This is a genomic window from Comamonas sp. C24C, from assembly GCF_053345995.1.
Genome location: NZ_JBKFBC010000010.1, coordinates 190009 through 204440 on the forward strand (window position 1 = coordinate 190009; position 14432 = coordinate 204440).

The window sequence follows — 14432 nt, forward strand, 5'->3', positions numbered from 1 at the left end:
CCATGTCTTCGATTGCAAAAACACCCATGAATTCTTCTGCTGCAGACAAAGCTCGGGCGCAGGCACATTACCGCTTCAAGCCTCTGAACATAGGGCGCATTCTGGTCTGGGGTCTGTTTGCGCTGGCGCTGATCGTGGCACCGCTGATCTTCACCAGCTCGCTGGCCCTGACCATGCTCAGCCAGATCGGCTATCTGATCATCATCTGCCTGTCCTACAACATCCTGCTGGGGCAGGGCGGCATGCTGAGCTTCGGGCATGCGGTCTATACCGGCCTGGGATCGTTCCTGGCCATTCATGCCATGAACAAGGCTGCCGCTGGCGAGATGGCCATTCCGCTGGTGCTGATTCCCATCGTGGGCGGGCTGGCGGGCATGTTCTTCGCGGTGCTCTTCGGCTATGTGACGACCAAGAAATCGGGCACCACCTTTGCCATGATCACCATGGGGCTGGGAGAGCTGGTGGCCTCCATGGCGCTGATGTTCCCCGAGTTCTTCGGCGGCGAGGGCGGAATCACCACGGACCGTGTCTACAGCAAGTTCTTCGGGCTGGACTTCGGCTCGGGTCTGCAGGTGTATTACCTGATTGCCGTGTACTGCTTCGTCTGCACGGCCGCCATGTTCGCCTTCACCGGTACGCCGCTGGGACGCATGCTGAATGCCGTGCGCGACAACCCCGAGCGTGTCGAGTTCGTGGGCTACAACACCCAGCGCGTGCGCTACTTCGCCTTCATCATTGCAGGCTTTTTTGCGGGTATCGGCGGCGGGTTGACGGCCATCAATTTCGAGATCATCACGGCCATGGACAGCGTCAGCGTGGTGCGCTCTGGCGGCTATCTGCTGTTCACCTTCCTGGGCGGTGCCACCTTCTTCTTCGGCCCCATCATCGGTGCCGTGCTGCTGGTGCTGGCTTCGGTGCTGCTGTCCGAGCTGACCAAGGCCTGGCTGCTGTACCTGGGCCTGGTGTTCCTGCTCATGGTCATGTATGCGCCCGGCGGTGTGGCCAGCCTGATCATGATGAATCTGCGCGTAGCCAAGTTCGGCCATTTCAAGCGCTTGCTGATGCCCTATCTGGGCATTCTGGCGGCCGGCATCGTGACGGTGGTCGGTGCCGCGTCGCTGATCGAGATGATCTATCACATGCAGCTCAATGCGGCGCTGGGCCCCAAGGTGCCCTTCATGGGCGCTGAGCTGGACACCAGTGCTGCCTCCACCTGGACCGTGGCGATTGTGGTGTTCGTGGTGGGCCTGGGCCTGCTGGAGGGCGTGCGCCGCCTGACGGCCCGCCGCTGGGGACGCATACAGGAAGCGATCGAAGAAAGCATCAAGAAAGGGGAGGGCTGAACCATGTCCAGCATCGCCATCCATCAACCGGCTGCGCAAGCGGTGCAGCAGTCAGGCCATGCACTGGAGCTGCGTGATCTGCGCAAGAGCTTCGGCAAGACCGAAATCATTCGCGGCGCCAACCTAGCCGTCAATGCCGGCGAACGTATCGCCATCATCGGCCCCAACGGTGCGGGCAAGAGCACGCTGTTCAATCTGATCAGCGGTCGCTTCGAGCCCAGCAGCGGCGAGGTGCTACTGCACGGCCAGCGCATCAACGGCAAGAAGCCCTTCGAAATCAATCGCATGGGGTTGTCGCGCAGCTTTCAGATCACGAACATCTTTCCCAAGCTTTCGGTGTTTGAAAACCTGCGCTGCAGCGTGCTCTGGAGCCTGGGCTATCGCTACAGCTTCTGGCGCTTTCTCTCCAATCTGCATGACGCCAACGAACGCGCCAACGAGCTGATGGAGATGATCGGCCTGCACCGCAAGCGCGACACGCTGGCGGTGAACCTGACCTATGCCGAGCAGCGTGCGCTGGAGATCGGCATCACCATCGGCGGCGGTGCCAGCGTCATCCTGCTGGACGAACCCACGGCCGGCATGAGCAACAGCGAAACCGCGCATTTCATTCAGCTGATCAAGAAGGTTACCGAAGGCAAGACGCTGCTGACCGTGGAGCACGACATGGGCGTGGTCTTCGGTCTCGCGGACAAGATTGCCGTGGTGGTCTACGGCGAGGTCATCGCCTACGACACGCCCGAAGCCGTGCGGGCCAACGCCAGAGTGCAAGAAGCATATCTGGGATCTTCCGTCGCAGACCAACAGGCAGGAGCGCATTGAGATGCTGAAGATCAACGATTTGCATGCCTACTACGGCAAAAGCCATGTGCTGCATGGCGTGGACTTCGAGGTCCATGCTGGCGAGATCGTGGCCTTGCTGGGGCGCAACGGGTCGGGCCGCTCCACCACGGCCAAGGCCATCATGGGCCTGGTGCACTGGGAGGGTGCGCTGGACTGGAAAGGCAAGAACCTGAACGGCATGAAAGCCTATGAGGTGGCCCATCTGGGTATCGGCTATGTACCGGAGAGCCGCGATGTGTTCCCCAATCTGACCGTGCATCAGAACCTGATGCTGGGCCAGAAAGGCAAGGGCAAAAGCAGCCGCTGGGGTTTTGACGATATGTATGCCATGTTTCCTCGCCTCAAGGAGCGCCAGCACACCGAGGCCGGCGTGATGTCGGGCGGCGAGCAGCAGATGCTCACGCTCTGCCGCACGCTGATGGGCGACCCCGATCTCATCATCATCGACGAACCCACGGAAGGGCTGGCACCCAAGATCGTGGAGCTGGTGGGCGAGTACCTCAAGAAGATCAAGGATCGCGGCGTGTCCGTGCTGCTGATCGAGCAAAAGCTGACCATTGCCATGAATATCTCGGATCGGGCCCTGGTCATGGGCCATGGACATATCGTGTTCGACGGCACTCCCGAGACCCTCAGGGCGAACGAAAAGGTTCGCAAGGAGTGGCTGGAGGTTTGAGGTGAATCTCGCCCTGGGGCGCTTCTAGCGCCTTTCCCCTGCCTCGCCTTGGGGGAGGGGAAGGATGCCAGCCCGGGCGGCCTCGCCGCGACGCGGCTTGCTTGGCATCTCTGACGGGGATGGCGCTAGTGGTTGCGGCCAAGGGATGTCTCATTGAGGACAAGCATCAGTTGCGCAACGCAGCAAAACTCGGAAAATAAAAAACGCACGACCGTTCTTTTCTATTTATTGAACAGGGGACAACAGCATGACTGCTGAATACAAAGTGGACGGAGCCATCGCCGTCATTACCTTGAACAACCCGCCGGTCAACGGCCTGGGTCTGGCCACCAGACGAGGTGTGGTTGAGGGCTTGCGCCAGGCTCTGGCCGACAAGGCCGTCAAGGCCATTGTGATCACCGGGGCCGGCAAGGCCTTCTCGGGCGGAGCCGACATCACCGAATTCGGCAAGGAAGATGCCTACCGTGAGCCGCATCTGATTTCGGTCATCCAGCAACTGGACCTGTCGACCAAGCCTGTGATTGCTGCGATTCACAGCGTCTGTATGGGGGGCGGGCTGGAACTGGCGCTGGGCTGCCATTACCGGATTGCGGCTCCCGGCACGGCCGTGGCGCTGCCCGAGGTCAAGCTCGGCCTGCTGCCAGGCGCCGGCGGCACCCAGCGCCTGCCGCGCGTCCTGGGTGTGGAAGCCGCGCTCAACATGATCGTAAGCGGCGAGGCCGTGATGAGCGAAATGCTGGCCACGCTGCCCGGCCAGAAGCTGTTCAACAAGATGTCGGCCTCGGCCGAGACGCTGCTGGCCGAGGCCAAGGCCTTGGCGCTGGAGGTCGCCGATGTCCGCCCGCTGCCGCGTGTGCGTGACCTGTCCTGCAAGCATCCCCAGGGCGAAGCCTATTTCGAGTTTGCCGCCACCATGGTGCAGGGCATGTCCAAGAACTTCCCTGCGCCCCTGCGCTGCCTGGAAGCTGTCAAGAACGCCACGACCAAGAAGTTCGATGACGGTATGGTGGCTGAGCGAGAAGCCTTCATGCAGCTGATGATGACGCCCGAGTCGCGTTCGCTGCGCCATCTGTTCATGGCCGAGCGTGCCGCCTCCAAGATCCCCGACGTGCCCGGCGATACGCCGGTGCGCGAGATCCGCACTGTGGGCGTGATCGGTGCCGGCACCATGGGCGGCGGCATCTCCATGAACTTCCTCAATGCGGGCATTCCCGTCACGATTCTGGAGACCAAGCAGGAAGCCCTGGATCGTGGCGTGGCGACCATCCGCAAGAACTACGAGGCCCAGGTCAAGAAGGGCAAGCTCTCCGAGCAGAAGTACGAGCAGCGCATGAGCCTGCTGTCCACCACGCTCAACTATGGCGATCTGAAGAATGCCGACCTCATCATCGAGGCCGTGTTCGAGGAGCTGGGCGTGAAGGAGCAGGTCTTCAAGCAGCTCGATGAGGTGGCAAAGCCCGGCGCGATTCTGGCATCCAACACTTCGACCCTGGATGTGGACAAGATCGCAGCCTTCACCAAGCGTCCGCAGGACGTCGTGGGCATGCATTTCTTCAGTCCCGCCAATGTGATGAAGCTGCTGGAAGTGGTGCGTGGCAAGGCCACGGCCAAGGATGTGCTGGCCACGGTGATGAAGGTGGCCAAGAAGATCAAGAAGACGGCCGTGGTCTCCGGCGTCTGCGACGGCTTTATCGGCAATCGCATGATCGAGCAGTACTCGCGCCAGGCCGGCTTCCTGCTCGACGAAGGCGCATCGCCACAGCAGGTCGACAAGGCCATCGAGAAGTTCGGCTTTGCCATGGGACCGTTTCGCATGGGCGATCTGGCGGGCAACGACATCGGTTGGGCCATCCGCAAGCGCCGTTATGTCGAAAAACCCGATATGAAGTACAGCGCCAGTGCGGACCGTCTGTGCGAGCTGGGCCGCTTTGGTCAGAAGACCGGTGCGGGCTGGTATGACTATGTGCCCGGCAAGCGCGATGCCATCCCTTCGGAGGTGGTGGCCAAGATGATCGACGAGCACCGCAAGAGCCTGGGTATCACGCCGCGCAAGATCTCCGACGAGGAAATCGTGCAGCGCCTGGTCTTTGCGCTGGTCAACGAGGGCGCGCACATTCTGGAGGACGGCATTGCCAGCAAGTCCGGCGATATCGACATGGTGTATCTGACCGGCTACGGCTTTCCGCTGTGGCGCGGAGGCCCCATGCACTATGCGGGCGAAGTCGGCCTGTTCAACGTGGTTCAGGCCATGGGCCGCTTTGCCCAGAACCCCAACGACGATGCCAAGTTCTGGCAGCCCGCTCCGCTGCTGGCCAAGCTGGCCGCCGAAGGCAAGCAGTTCAGCTAAGCGCCGCGCACACAGACCTTGAGGCGCCGTAGCGAAGCCTTGTCGTACTACTCGTACTGCCTGCGGCTTCGCTCCTCGTCTCCAACGCAAATCGTCGATTTGCTGGCCTGTGTGAACGGCGATCTGCCACGAAATACCCAGAATCGAAGGACAGAATATGACATCCGCAGTGATTGTTTCTACCGCGCGCACTCCGCTGGCCAAGAGCTGGAAGGGCGCTTTCAACATGACTTATGGCCCCACCCTGGGTGCCCACGCCGTCAAGGCGGCTGTGGAGCGCGCAGGCATTGAGGGCGCCGAGGTCGAGGACGTGATCATGGGCATGTCCCTGCCCGAAGGCACGACAGGCGGCAATGTCGCCCGTCTGATCGCCATGCGTGCAGGTCTGCCGGTCACGACATCGGGCCTGACCATCAACCGCTTCTGCTCCTCGGGCCTGCAGGCGATTGCGCTGGCTGCCCAGCGCATCATCGCGGGCGAGAACGATGTGCTGGTGGCCGGCGGTCTGGAGAGCATCTCCTGCGTGCAACCCCATCTGAACCCGCACATGGCTTTCGATCCCGAGCTGACAGCCATGAAGCCCGAGATCTACTGGAGCATGCTGCAGACTGCCGAGCAGGTGGCCAAGCGCTACAACATCAGTCGCGATGCCCAGGACGAGTACGGCGCCTCCAGCCAGCAGAAAGCGGCTGCGGCACAGGCGGCCGGCCTGTTCGAAGCGGAAATCGCTCCCATGAAGACCGTCATGGGTGTGGCCGACAAGGTGCGCGGCCTGATCACCAAGGAGGTGACCGTCAGCAAGGATGAGGGCATTCGCGAGGGCACGACCAAGGAAGGCATCAGCGGTCTGCGCAGCGCGCTGCCCGGCGGGGTGATTACCGCCGGCAATGCGAGCCAGTTCTCCGACGGCGCCGGCGCCTGCGCCGTGGTCAGCGAGGAATACGCCTCGCGCAAGGGCCTCAAGCCCCTGGGCCGTTTCCTGGGCTTTGCCGTGGCCGGCTGCGAGCCCGACGAAATGGGCATCGGCCCCATCTACGCCATTCCCAAGGTGCTCAAGAAGCTGGGTCTGTCGATCAACGATATCGACCTGTGGGAGCTCAACGAAGCCTTTGCCGTGCAGGTCATCTACTGCCGCGACAAGCTGGGCATTCCTGCAGACAGGCTCAACGTCAACGGCGGTGCGATTGCCGTGGGCCACCCCTATGGCGTCTCGGGCCAGCGCCTGACGGGCCATGCACTGATCGAAGGCAAGCGCCGCGGCGCCAAGCGTGTCTGCGTGACCATGTGCATTGGCGGCGGCATGGGCGCGGCAGGCGTGTTTGAAGTCCTGTAAGCAGGGCTTGGGTCAAGCCGTCTTCTGGCCACCTTGGGGTTGGGGCTGGAGGCGGCTTTTTTCTCCTCTGGATTTGTGAAATTGATAGCTTCAATCGCTCTATTCATAAGCGGTGAGGCCTGTTTTGATAGGTAATCTATGCGCCTGCGCTCCACCATTGACTTTCTGCTCTACGACTGGCTGCAGGCTGAAGGACTGACCAGTCGCTCACGCTTTGCCGATCATTCGCGTGATACCTTTGATGCGGTGATGGATACCTGCGAGCGCATCGCGCGCGAGAAATACGCGCCCTTCAACCGCACGGTGGATTTGCAGGAGCCGCAGTTCGATGGCGAAAAAGTCATCCTGCCCCAATGCACCTATGAAGCGCGCGAGGCCTATGCCGACTCGGGCATGCTCAGCGCGGCCCAGGACTACGAGATGGGTGGCATGCAGCTGCCCTATACCGTGGAGGCGGCGGCCAACTGCTTTTTTGCTGCGGCCTCGATCAGCATTGGTTCGAACATGCTGACCTCGGGCAATGCCAACGCCATCATGGCCCATGGCACCGAGCGGCAGAAAAAAGTCTTTGCCGCCAATGAGTTCAACGGCCGCTGGGCCGGCACCATGGCCTTGTCAGAGCCGCAGGCGGGCTCCTCGCTATCGGATATCGCCACGCGCGCCGAGCCCGATGGCGTCGAGTACGAGAGCGATGCGCTGGGGCCGCGTTATCGGCTCAAGGGCAACAAGATGTGGATCAGCTCGGGCGACCACGAGATGACCGAGAACATCGTGCACCTGGTGCTGGCCAAGATTCCCGGCGCCGATGGCAAGACCATTGCCGGCGTGAAGGGCATTTCGCTGTTCATCGTGCCCAAGAAGCTGGTCGATGCCGAGGGGCGACTGACCGGCGAGCGCAACGACGTGGCCCTGGCGGGCCTCAACCACAAGCTGGGCTGGCGCGGCACGACCAATACCTTGCTCAATTTCGGCGAAGGCAGATACCCGGTGCGCGGCCAGCATGGCGGGGTCCTGGATGGACGCGGCGCGGGTGCGATCGGCTATCTGGTCGGCAAGCCCGGCGAGGGCCTCAAATGCATGTTCCACATGATGAACGAGGCGCGCATCTCCATCGGCATGGCGGCTTCCATGCTGGGCATGGCTGGCTACCACGCCAGTCTCGAATATGCGCAAAGCCGCCCTCAGGGCCGGCCCATAGGCGAGGGCGGCAAGGATGCGAGCCGGCCACAGTCGCGCATCATCGAGCATGCCGACGTCAAGCGCATGCTGCTGGCGCAGAAGGCCTATTGCGAAGGCGCGCTGGCCCTGAACCTGCTGTGCGCGAGGCTGGTGGACGAACAGTACACCGGTCAGAGCCAGGAGGCGGCAGAAGCCAGGCTGCTGCTGGAAGTGTTGACGCCGGTTGCCAAGAGCTGGCCCAGCGAGTTCTGCCTGGAAGCCAATTCGCTGGCCATCCAGATCCATGGCGGCTATGGCTATACGCGGGACTTCGCGGTCGAGCAGTACTGGCGCGACAACCGTCTGAACATGATTCACGAGGGCACGCATGGCATCCAGGCCATGGATCTGCTGGGCCGCAAGGTCGTCATGGACGGTGGCAAGGGGCTGCAGCTGCTGGCGGCCCGCATCAATGCAACCATCCAGCGTGCCATGCAGCATGAAAAGCTGGCGAGCCATGCCAACCAGCTGGCGCGCGCGCTGGCCGATGTCGGAGCCGCCACCAAGGCGGCCTGGGCGAGCGGCAATCCCCAGGAGGCCCTGGCCAATGCCGTGCCCTATATGCAGGCCTTCGGCCATATGGTGCTGGCCTGGATCTGGCTGGATGTGGCGCTGGCCGTGCTGGCCATGGACAGGGATCTGGCGATTGCCGCCCATCGCGGCAGCATGGCGGCGCAGCGCTACTTCTTCCACTACGAGCTGCCACGTATCGGCGCCTGGCTGCAGGTGGTCAAGGCGCGCGATATGACCTGTGCAGGTATGGAGGAAGAGGCGTTCTAAGCCACGCAGCGCAACAAAAAGGCCCGCGTCAGCGGGCCTTTTTCATGGCGAGGGCTCAGCTCAGGGCTTTTCGCAGTTACTGCTCATGCCCACCATGCCGGAGAGCTTTTGCAGGCTGGAGCGCTGTTTCAGACATTCCTGATAGCTGGCTTCGGCGGCTTTTTGCTGCGCCACCTGGGTGGCCTTGGCACGCTCGGCGCGCAGCTGGGCGATGCGTTCACGAATCTGCGGCATCAGCGCCGTCGCGGCCTTCTCGCCTTCCACAATCGCATGGCTGCGCTGCGCGAAGTCGGCCGGGCCGATGTCCAGAACCTTGGGGCGGATGATGATGTCGGCGCGTGCCAGCTCGGCCTGGCCCAGCTTCTGGCCCATGATGGCAATCGACTGGTTGAGCGCGCCCAGCATATTGGCCGGGTTCTTGCCGCTGGCCTTGTTGGAGATGTCCACGGCAATCACGATGTCGGCCCCCAGATTGCGCACTGCATCCACGGGTACGGGGCTGACAATGCCGCCATCCACATAGTGGTACTTGCCGATGGTGACGGGCTGGAACACGCCGGGCACGCTGCTGGAGGCGCGCACGGCCTGGCCCACATTGCCACGGGCGAACACCGTGCGTTCACCGTCTTCCAGGCGCGTGGAGATGGCGACAAAGGGCTTGGCCATCTGCTCAAGCGGCTTGCGGTGCACCTGTTCATTTACATAGTCTTCGAGCTTCTGGCCCAGCACCAGACCGCCGGCGGACAGTTGCAGGTCGCGGATCTTGGCCTCGTCCAGCGCCACGGCTTTTTCCTGCAGCTCGAAGGCGTTCATGCCGCTCGCATAGAGCGCGCCCACCACGCTGCCGGCGCTGGTGCCGGCCACGAACGAGGGCGTCAGGCCATTGGCCTCGAGCATCTTGATGACCCCGATATGGGCAAAGCCCTTGGCCGCACCGCCGCCCAGGGCCAGGCCGATCTTGATCGCGGGGGCCGAGGTGGTGGTAGGCGGCTCGGGTGTCGCTGCGGGGCTGGGCGGATTGCTGCCGCAGGCGGCAAGGCCGAGCAGACTCAAACAGAGCAAAGGGCGCAAAAAAACGTTCGGGCGCATGCCGGGAAATCCTGCTGTCATTAGGGCGCAAAGTATAGCGATGGGGGCCGGAGTCGGTGATGTGCGGTTTTGCTCGTCAAAAAGCATAGCTTTCATCGCTTGCCTGTAAATCGTTTGAGGCATGTATCCCTTGTTTGGCCTATGCGCGAGCAAGCCGCGCTGCCGACAATGTTCTCATCGCAAGCAAGTGGCTGGCCCCTTCTGACGGCGCGGCAGGACGAACTCCTGTGCGCTCTGTCCCTGATGCGGGAGCGGCACCATGAAGAGGCAGCAGATGTCGCAAGGCAATACATGGCAGGCAGAAGTCGCAACGGCACAGGCCGCAGTCTGGTGGGTGGGCTTCGGCCTGGTGGTGGGAGTGCTGGGGGCAGCGTTGATCAGCCCTCTGTATGCGCTCTACCAGCAGGACTGGCAGTTGCGGCCCAGCGATATCTCGCTGATCTATGTGCTCTATATGTGCGGCGGGCTGTGCGCCCTGCTGTTTCTGGGACGTTTGCCCGATCGCATCGGTTTCCAGCGCGTGATGCTGTGCTTTCTGTGTCTGACGCTGGTGGGCACGCTGATCTCGATGCTGGCCTGGAATCTGCCCAGCCTGATCGTCGGGCGCTTTGTGGTGGGGCTGTCTTCAAGCATCATCACCATCAGCGCCACCACGGGACTGACGCAGCTGGCGGCCAGCGGTGCCACCCGTCTGCAGCCTCGGCGTGTGGCCATGGTGGCCAGTTTTCTCAATGTGCTGGGCTTCGGCCTGGGGCCGCTGATCGGCGGTGTGGCCGGGCAGTGGCTGCCTCGGCCCTTGGCGACGGCCTATCTGGTGCCGCTGGTGCTGGGCTGCATTGGCGTGGCCGGCGTCCTCATGGTCAAGCTGCCTGAGTCGGCGCAGCTGAATGCAGGGCGGCCCGCCCAGGTGGTGGCTCGCCTGCGCTGGCAGGACTGTCTGCCGCGGCTAACCTGGCCTGGGCGCGCGGACTCCCTGGCTTTTGCGCTGACCTGCGGATATCCGTTCGTGGCATTTGGCGTGTTCGGGCTCTATGCCTCCATGGCGCCGCTGTTTCTGCAGCAGATGATTGCCTGGAGCGGCCCCGTGGTCAGCGGCACGGCCATTGCGGTGATCCTGCTCGTCTCTGCGGGCATTCAGCTCCTGGCTGCCAGTCTGCCGCTGCATCGCTGCGGCTTTGCCGGAATGGCGCTGCTGGCGCTCAGCAACGCCGTGCTGATGTTGAACCTGCAGGCCCGATCGATGCTGCTGTTTGTCCTGGGCGTGTGTCTGACGGCGCTCGGGCATGGCATGTGCATGCTGGCCGGCATGAGCATGGTTGGCCGTCTTGCGGGGCCTGACAACCGGGCAGGCCTGCTGTCCACCTATCAGACCATAGGCTTGCTCGGCTCCATGCTGCCCATGCTGGTCGTGGGCTGGATTGCAGACCGTTGGAGCATCACGCTGGCCGTGAGCCTGTTTGCCTGTTTTGTCATGCTGTTGGCTACCCTGTTGGGACTGGCATTCGTGCGGCACCCACGCATGCGGGAGGCTACGGACTGAGGAAGGGCTTGCAGATAGTTTCTGTAAATAACAGAAACTAACATTAATTAATTAAATGTCACAAATTTGGATAAATTTGTCCTACAGGGATGCGGGAAAAGTTCGTATCCGGGCCAAAATGGGGGCTGGTTACAGTTACTAGTCATGTTTTTGCAAGCATTAAGGGAGAAATCGATATGACCACTATGTTCAAGCGTTCCGCTCAAGTTCTGGCCATTACCGCCTTGGCCTTTGGCTTGGCTGCCTGCGGCAAGTCCGAGGACAAGACCGCTGGCCAGAAGCTCGATTCCGCCATTTCCCAGACCGAGAAGGCTGCGGAAAATGCAGGCACCAAGATTGAAGAAGGCACGGCCAAGGCCGGCGATGCGGCTGCCGATGCGCTGGCCAAGGCTGGTGAAGCTGCTGGCGCTGCTGTGGACAAGGCTGGCGAGAAGATGGAAGAGGGCGCTGCCAAGGCAGGTGCTGCCCTGGATGACGCAGGCATCACCGCCGCCGTCAAGACCGACCTGATCAAGGCCCCGGAAATCAGCGCGCTGCAGATCAATGTGGACACCAAGGCCGGCGCAGTGACCCTGACCGGCACCGTGCCCAGCGAAGCCGTCAAGACCCAGGCCGGCGATATCGCCAAGGCTGCCAAGGGTGTGACCTCGGTCAACAACAATCTGACCGTGAAGGCTGGTTGATACCTTTCGGCCTGCATCTCGCATGAAGCCAGAGCGCGCAAGCCCTCTGGCTTTTTTGTGCTCGCATGGCACTAAGATCAGGGCATGACCCAAGCCGACCACAAGCTTTCCACCCATCTGATTCACCATCCCTACAAGGCTCCCACGGACTTCGAAGGCCCGCAGCCGGCCGTGCACAAGGCTTCGACCGTGTACTTCGAGAACGTACAGGCCATGCGCGAACGCCGCTGGCTGGACAAGAGCAGCTACACCTACGGCCTGCATGGCACGCCCACGACCTATGCGCTGGAAGAGCGTCTGGCTTCGCTGGAGGGTGGCCTGCAATGCCTGCTGGTGCCCAGCGGCCTGGCCGCGATTGCCACGGTGTCGCTGGCGCTGCTCAGGACGGGCGACGAGGTGCTGGTTCCCGATAACGTCTACGGCCCCAACAAGACGCTGACCGAAGGCGAACTGGCCCATTTCGGCATCGGCCACCAGTACTACGACCCCATGAGTGTCGAAGATCTTGCGGCCAAGATCACGCCCGCCACCAAGCTGGTCTGGCTGGAAGCTCCGGGCTCGGTGACCATGGAGTTCCCGAATCTCGTCGAGCAGGTGCGCCTGTGCCGGGCCAGGGGCGTGACCATGGTGCTGGACAACACCTGGGGCGCGGGTCTGGCTTTTCGTCCCTTCGACCTGCTGGGCGACGGCAGCCTGGGCGTCGATGTCACGGCCCATGCACTGACCAAGTTCCCCAGCGGCGGCGGCGATGTGCTGATGGGCAGCATCATCACGCGCAACCAGCCTCTGCATATGCGCATCAAGCTTGCGCACATGCGCCTGGGTCTGGGCGTGAGCGGCAACGACGCCGAGGCCGTGCTGCGCAGCCTGCCCAGCATCGGCCTGCGCTATCACGCACAGGATCGCTCGGCACGCCAGCTGGCGCAGTGGCTGGACACCCACAGTGCGGTGGCGCAGGTCTTGCACCCCGCCATGCCTGACGCCCCGGGTCATGCTTACTGGAAGCAGCTGTGCGCACAAGGCCAGGGCCAGGATGGCATGGCTGCCGGTTTGTTCAGCGTGGTCATCGACGAACGCTTCGACCAGGCGGCCGTGGATCGCTTCTGCGACAGCCTGCGTCTGTTCAAGCTGGGCTACAGCTGGGGCGGGCCGGTGAGTCTGGTCGTGCCCTACGAGCTGCCCGAGATGCGCAGCCGTGCCACGCCGCATATCAAGGCGGGGACCGTGGTGCGCTTTGCCATCGGCCTCGAAGATGCGACCGATCTGCAGGCTGATCTGGCCCAGGCGCTGTTCAAGGCTTTTGGTTGATGCTATTGAGATGAGAGCTTATAGCGCCTCCTGATCATTGATTTCAAGGTGTTTTTTGATTGAAATTAAGTATGGATAGACGCTATAAGCTCTTGTTTTTATAGTGAAGACCTATGCTTGGGCATGCGGGCTTTCCGCAATGCAGATTCAAGGTTGAGCGGGTAACTTGTTCCTGTCAGCTGCCGCCACCGAGGCGCGGCACGGGCGACAAGGAGGGTCTCGCATGCAAGCTTCCCCTGTTTCCGAAGTCAAGGCCGAGTCCGGCAATCTGCAGATTCTGCAGCTGCGCTGGAGCGAGCCCTGGCAGTGGCTGCTGCTCGGTTTGCGCGATGTGCGGCGCGCACCCGTCATTGCGCTGTTCTACGGCCTGTGCTTCTGGGGCATGGCGCGGCTGCTGGCCTGGGTGTTCCGCTCCAGTCCCGAATATGTGATGTCCATGGCCAGCGGTTGTCTGCTGGTCGGCCCCTTCATGGCCATGGGCCTGTACTACGTCAGCAAGCAGCTGGAGCAGGGCAAGCCCGTGCTGCTGTCGGAGTCGCTGACCTGCTGGGACCGACACCTGGCCAGCATGGGCATGCTGGTCATGGTGCTGATGGTGCTGGAGATGCTCTGGGGGCGCGCCGCCATGGTGGTGTTTGCCATCTCGTTCGACACCGGCATGCCCAGCACGGCAACCTTGCTGCAGACCCTTCTGCGCCCCGAGAACTGGGAGTTCCTGCTGGGCTACAGCGCCGTTGGCGGGATATTTGCGGCCCTGGTGTTTGCCAGCATGGTGGTTTCGCTGCCCACGATTCTCGATCTGGATACCGATGCGTTGACGGCCTGTATCACCAGCATGCGTGTGGTGGGCGCCAACATGGGCGTGATGCTGCTGTGGGGGCTGATCATCACCGTGTTGATCGCGGCCTCGCTGCTGTTCTACAGTGTGGGTCTGATCGTCATCGGGCCGCTGCTGGGCTGTGCCAGCTGGCATGCGTACAAAGCCAGCGTCCGCGCCGAAAGCAAGGAGGTCGCTGCCTGAGGCGCAATGAGGGGGATGCCATGGAGTTCTGGAACTGGTTGAAAAAAGTCTTCTCGCCTCAGTCCGGCGTGCCGGGGCGCAGCGCCGATTCGCAGCTGGCGTGGACTTCGGCGAGCAGCCGTGAAGACGGCAGCGACGTCTTCAACGACAGCTATTTTTGTGGCTCGGGCAGCGGCGAGAGTGCCTGCAGCACGGACAGCGGCGATTCCGGCGGTGATGGGGGAGGCGGCGGCAGCGACTGAGGCCGCGCG

12 protein-coding genes are annotated in these 14432 nt (G+C 62.4%); 11 read left to right on the forward strand and 1 reads right to left on the reverse strand.

All coding sequences use genetic code 11. The features are described from left to right. Positions 1–2: 2 nt before the first annotated feature. The 6 genes from ACLBXN_RS18525 (at position 3) to ACLBXN_RS18550 (ending at position 8540) form a co-directional block, all read left to right on the forward strand. Complete coding sequence (locus ACLBXN_RS18525) at positions 3–1343, forward strand: branched-chain amino acid ABC transporter permease (protein WP_447613099.1); 1341 nt, start codon at positions 3–5, stop codon at positions 1341–1343. A gap of 3 nt (positions 1344–1346) precedes the next feature. Continuing rightward, a complete protein-coding gene (locus ACLBXN_RS18530) occupies positions 1347–2165 on the forward strand; it encodes an ABC transporter ATP-binding protein (protein WP_003077838.1) in 819 nt (272 codons plus the stop codon). Between the two features lies 1 nt (position 2166). Then, entirely contained in the window at positions 2167–2862 is a 696-nt protein-coding gene (locus ACLBXN_RS18535) for an ABC transporter ATP-binding protein (RefSeq protein WP_447613100.1), read from the forward strand. A gap of 247 nt (positions 2863–3109) precedes the next feature. Next, positions 3110–5209 carry a 3-hydroxyacyl-CoA dehydrogenase NAD-binding domain-containing protein gene (locus ACLBXN_RS18540; protein WP_447613101.1) on the forward strand — a complete coding sequence of 700 codons (2100 nt, stop codon included), beginning with the start codon at positions 3110–3112 and terminating at the stop codon, positions 5207–5209. Positions 5210–5366: 157 nt separating this feature from the next. Beyond that, positions 5367–6542 (forward strand): acetyl-CoA C-acyltransferase, encoded by a 1176-nt coding sequence (locus tag ACLBXN_RS18545; protein WP_003069486.1) that lies wholly within the window; start codon positions 5367–5369, stop codon positions 6540–6542. A 138-nt stretch (positions 6543–6680) separates the two neighbouring features. Beyond that, a complete protein-coding gene (locus tag ACLBXN_RS18550; RefSeq protein WP_447613102.1) occupies positions 6681–8540 on the forward strand; it encodes an acyl-CoA dehydrogenase in 1860 nt (619 codons plus the stop codon). A 60-nt stretch (positions 8541–8600) separates the two neighbouring features. On the opposite strand, the gene ACLBXN_RS18555 is transcribed toward ACLBXN_RS18550, so the two are convergent. After that, positions 8601–9629, reverse strand: coding sequence for a patatin-like phospholipase family protein (locus ACLBXN_RS18555; RefSeq protein WP_447613103.1), 1029 nt, complete (start codon positions 9627–9629; stop codon positions 8601–8603). 259 nt (positions 9630–9888) lie between these two features. Here ACLBXN_RS18555 and ACLBXN_RS18560 point away from each other — a divergent pair, with 259 nt between their 5' ends. The 5 genes from ACLBXN_RS18560 (at position 9889) to ACLBXN_RS18580 (ending at position 14423) form a co-directional block, all read left to right on the forward strand. Next, positions 9889–11169 (forward strand): MFS transporter, encoded by a 1281-nt coding sequence (locus ACLBXN_RS18560; RefSeq protein WP_447613104.1) that lies wholly within the window; start codon positions 9889–9891, stop codon positions 11167–11169. Between the two features lie 176 nt (positions 11170–11345). Then, positions 11346–11852, forward strand: a complete 507-nt coding sequence (locus ACLBXN_RS18565; RefSeq protein ID WP_003053758.1) for a BON domain-containing protein — start codon at positions 11346–11348, stop codon at positions 11850–11852. An 84-nt stretch (positions 11853–11936) separates the two neighbouring features. Then, positions 11937–13160 (forward strand): PLP-dependent transferase, encoded by a 1224-nt coding sequence (locus ACLBXN_RS18570; protein ID WP_447613105.1) that lies wholly within the window; start codon positions 11937–11939, stop codon positions 13158–13160. Positions 13161–13383: 223 nt separating this feature from the next. Further along, the gene (locus ACLBXN_RS18575) at positions 13384–14181 is read left to right on the forward strand and encodes a DUF2189 domain-containing protein (protein ID WP_407713482.1); all 798 of its coding nucleotides are present in this window, start codon (positions 13384–13386) and stop codon (positions 14179–14181) included. Positions 14182–14201: 20 nt separating this feature from the next. Then, entirely contained in the window at positions 14202–14423 is a 222-nt protein-coding gene (locus ACLBXN_RS18580) for a hypothetical protein (protein WP_447613106.1), read from the forward strand. Positions 14424–14432 lie beyond the last annotated feature (9 nt).

Excerpts from the sequence above, each read along its gene's own strand:
- ACLBXN_RS18525 (WP_447613099.1), top strand. The coding sequence starts at position 3 with ATGTCTTCGATTGCAAAAACACCCATGAATTCTTCTGCTGCAGACAAA.
- ACLBXN_RS18530 (WP_003077838.1), top strand. The coding sequence starts at position 1,347 with ATGTCCAGCATCGCCATCCATCAACCGGCTGCGCAAGCGGTGCAGCAG.
- ACLBXN_RS18535 (WP_447613100.1), top strand. The coding sequence starts at position 2,167 with ATGCTGAAGATCAACGATTTGCATGCCTACTACGGCAAAAGCCATGTG.
- ACLBXN_RS18540 (WP_447613101.1), top strand. The coding sequence starts at position 3,110 with ATGACTGCTGAATACAAAGTGGACGGAGCCATCGCCGTCATTACCTTG.
- ACLBXN_RS18545 (WP_003069486.1), top strand. The coding sequence starts at position 5,367 with ATGACATCCGCAGTGATTGTTTCTACCGCGCGCACTCCGCTGGCCAAG.
- ACLBXN_RS18550 (WP_447613102.1), top strand. The coding sequence starts at position 6,681 with ATGCGCCTGCGCTCCACCATTGACTTTCTGCTCTACGACTGGCTGCAG.
- ACLBXN_RS18555 (WP_447613103.1), bottom strand. The coding sequence starts at position 9,629 with ATGCGCCCGAACGTTTTTTTGCGCCCTTTGCTCTGTTTGAGTCTGCTC.
- ACLBXN_RS18560 (WP_447613104.1), top strand. The coding sequence starts at position 9,889 with ATGAAGAGGCAGCAGATGTCGCAAGGCAATACATGGCAGGCAGAAGTC.
- ACLBXN_RS18565 (WP_003053758.1), top strand. The coding sequence starts at position 11,346 with ATGACCACTATGTTCAAGCGTTCCGCTCAAGTTCTGGCCATTACCGCC.
- ACLBXN_RS18570 (WP_447613105.1), top strand. The coding sequence starts at position 11,937 with ATGACCCAAGCCGACCACAAGCTTTCCACCCATCTGATTCACCATCCC.
- ACLBXN_RS18575 (WP_407713482.1), top strand. The coding sequence starts at position 13,384 with ATGCAAGCTTCCCCTGTTTCCGAAGTCAAGGCCGAGTCCGGCAATCTG.
- ACLBXN_RS18580 (WP_447613106.1), top strand. The coding sequence starts at position 14,202 with ATGGAGTTCTGGAACTGGTTGAAAAAAGTCTTCTCGCCTCAGTCCGGC.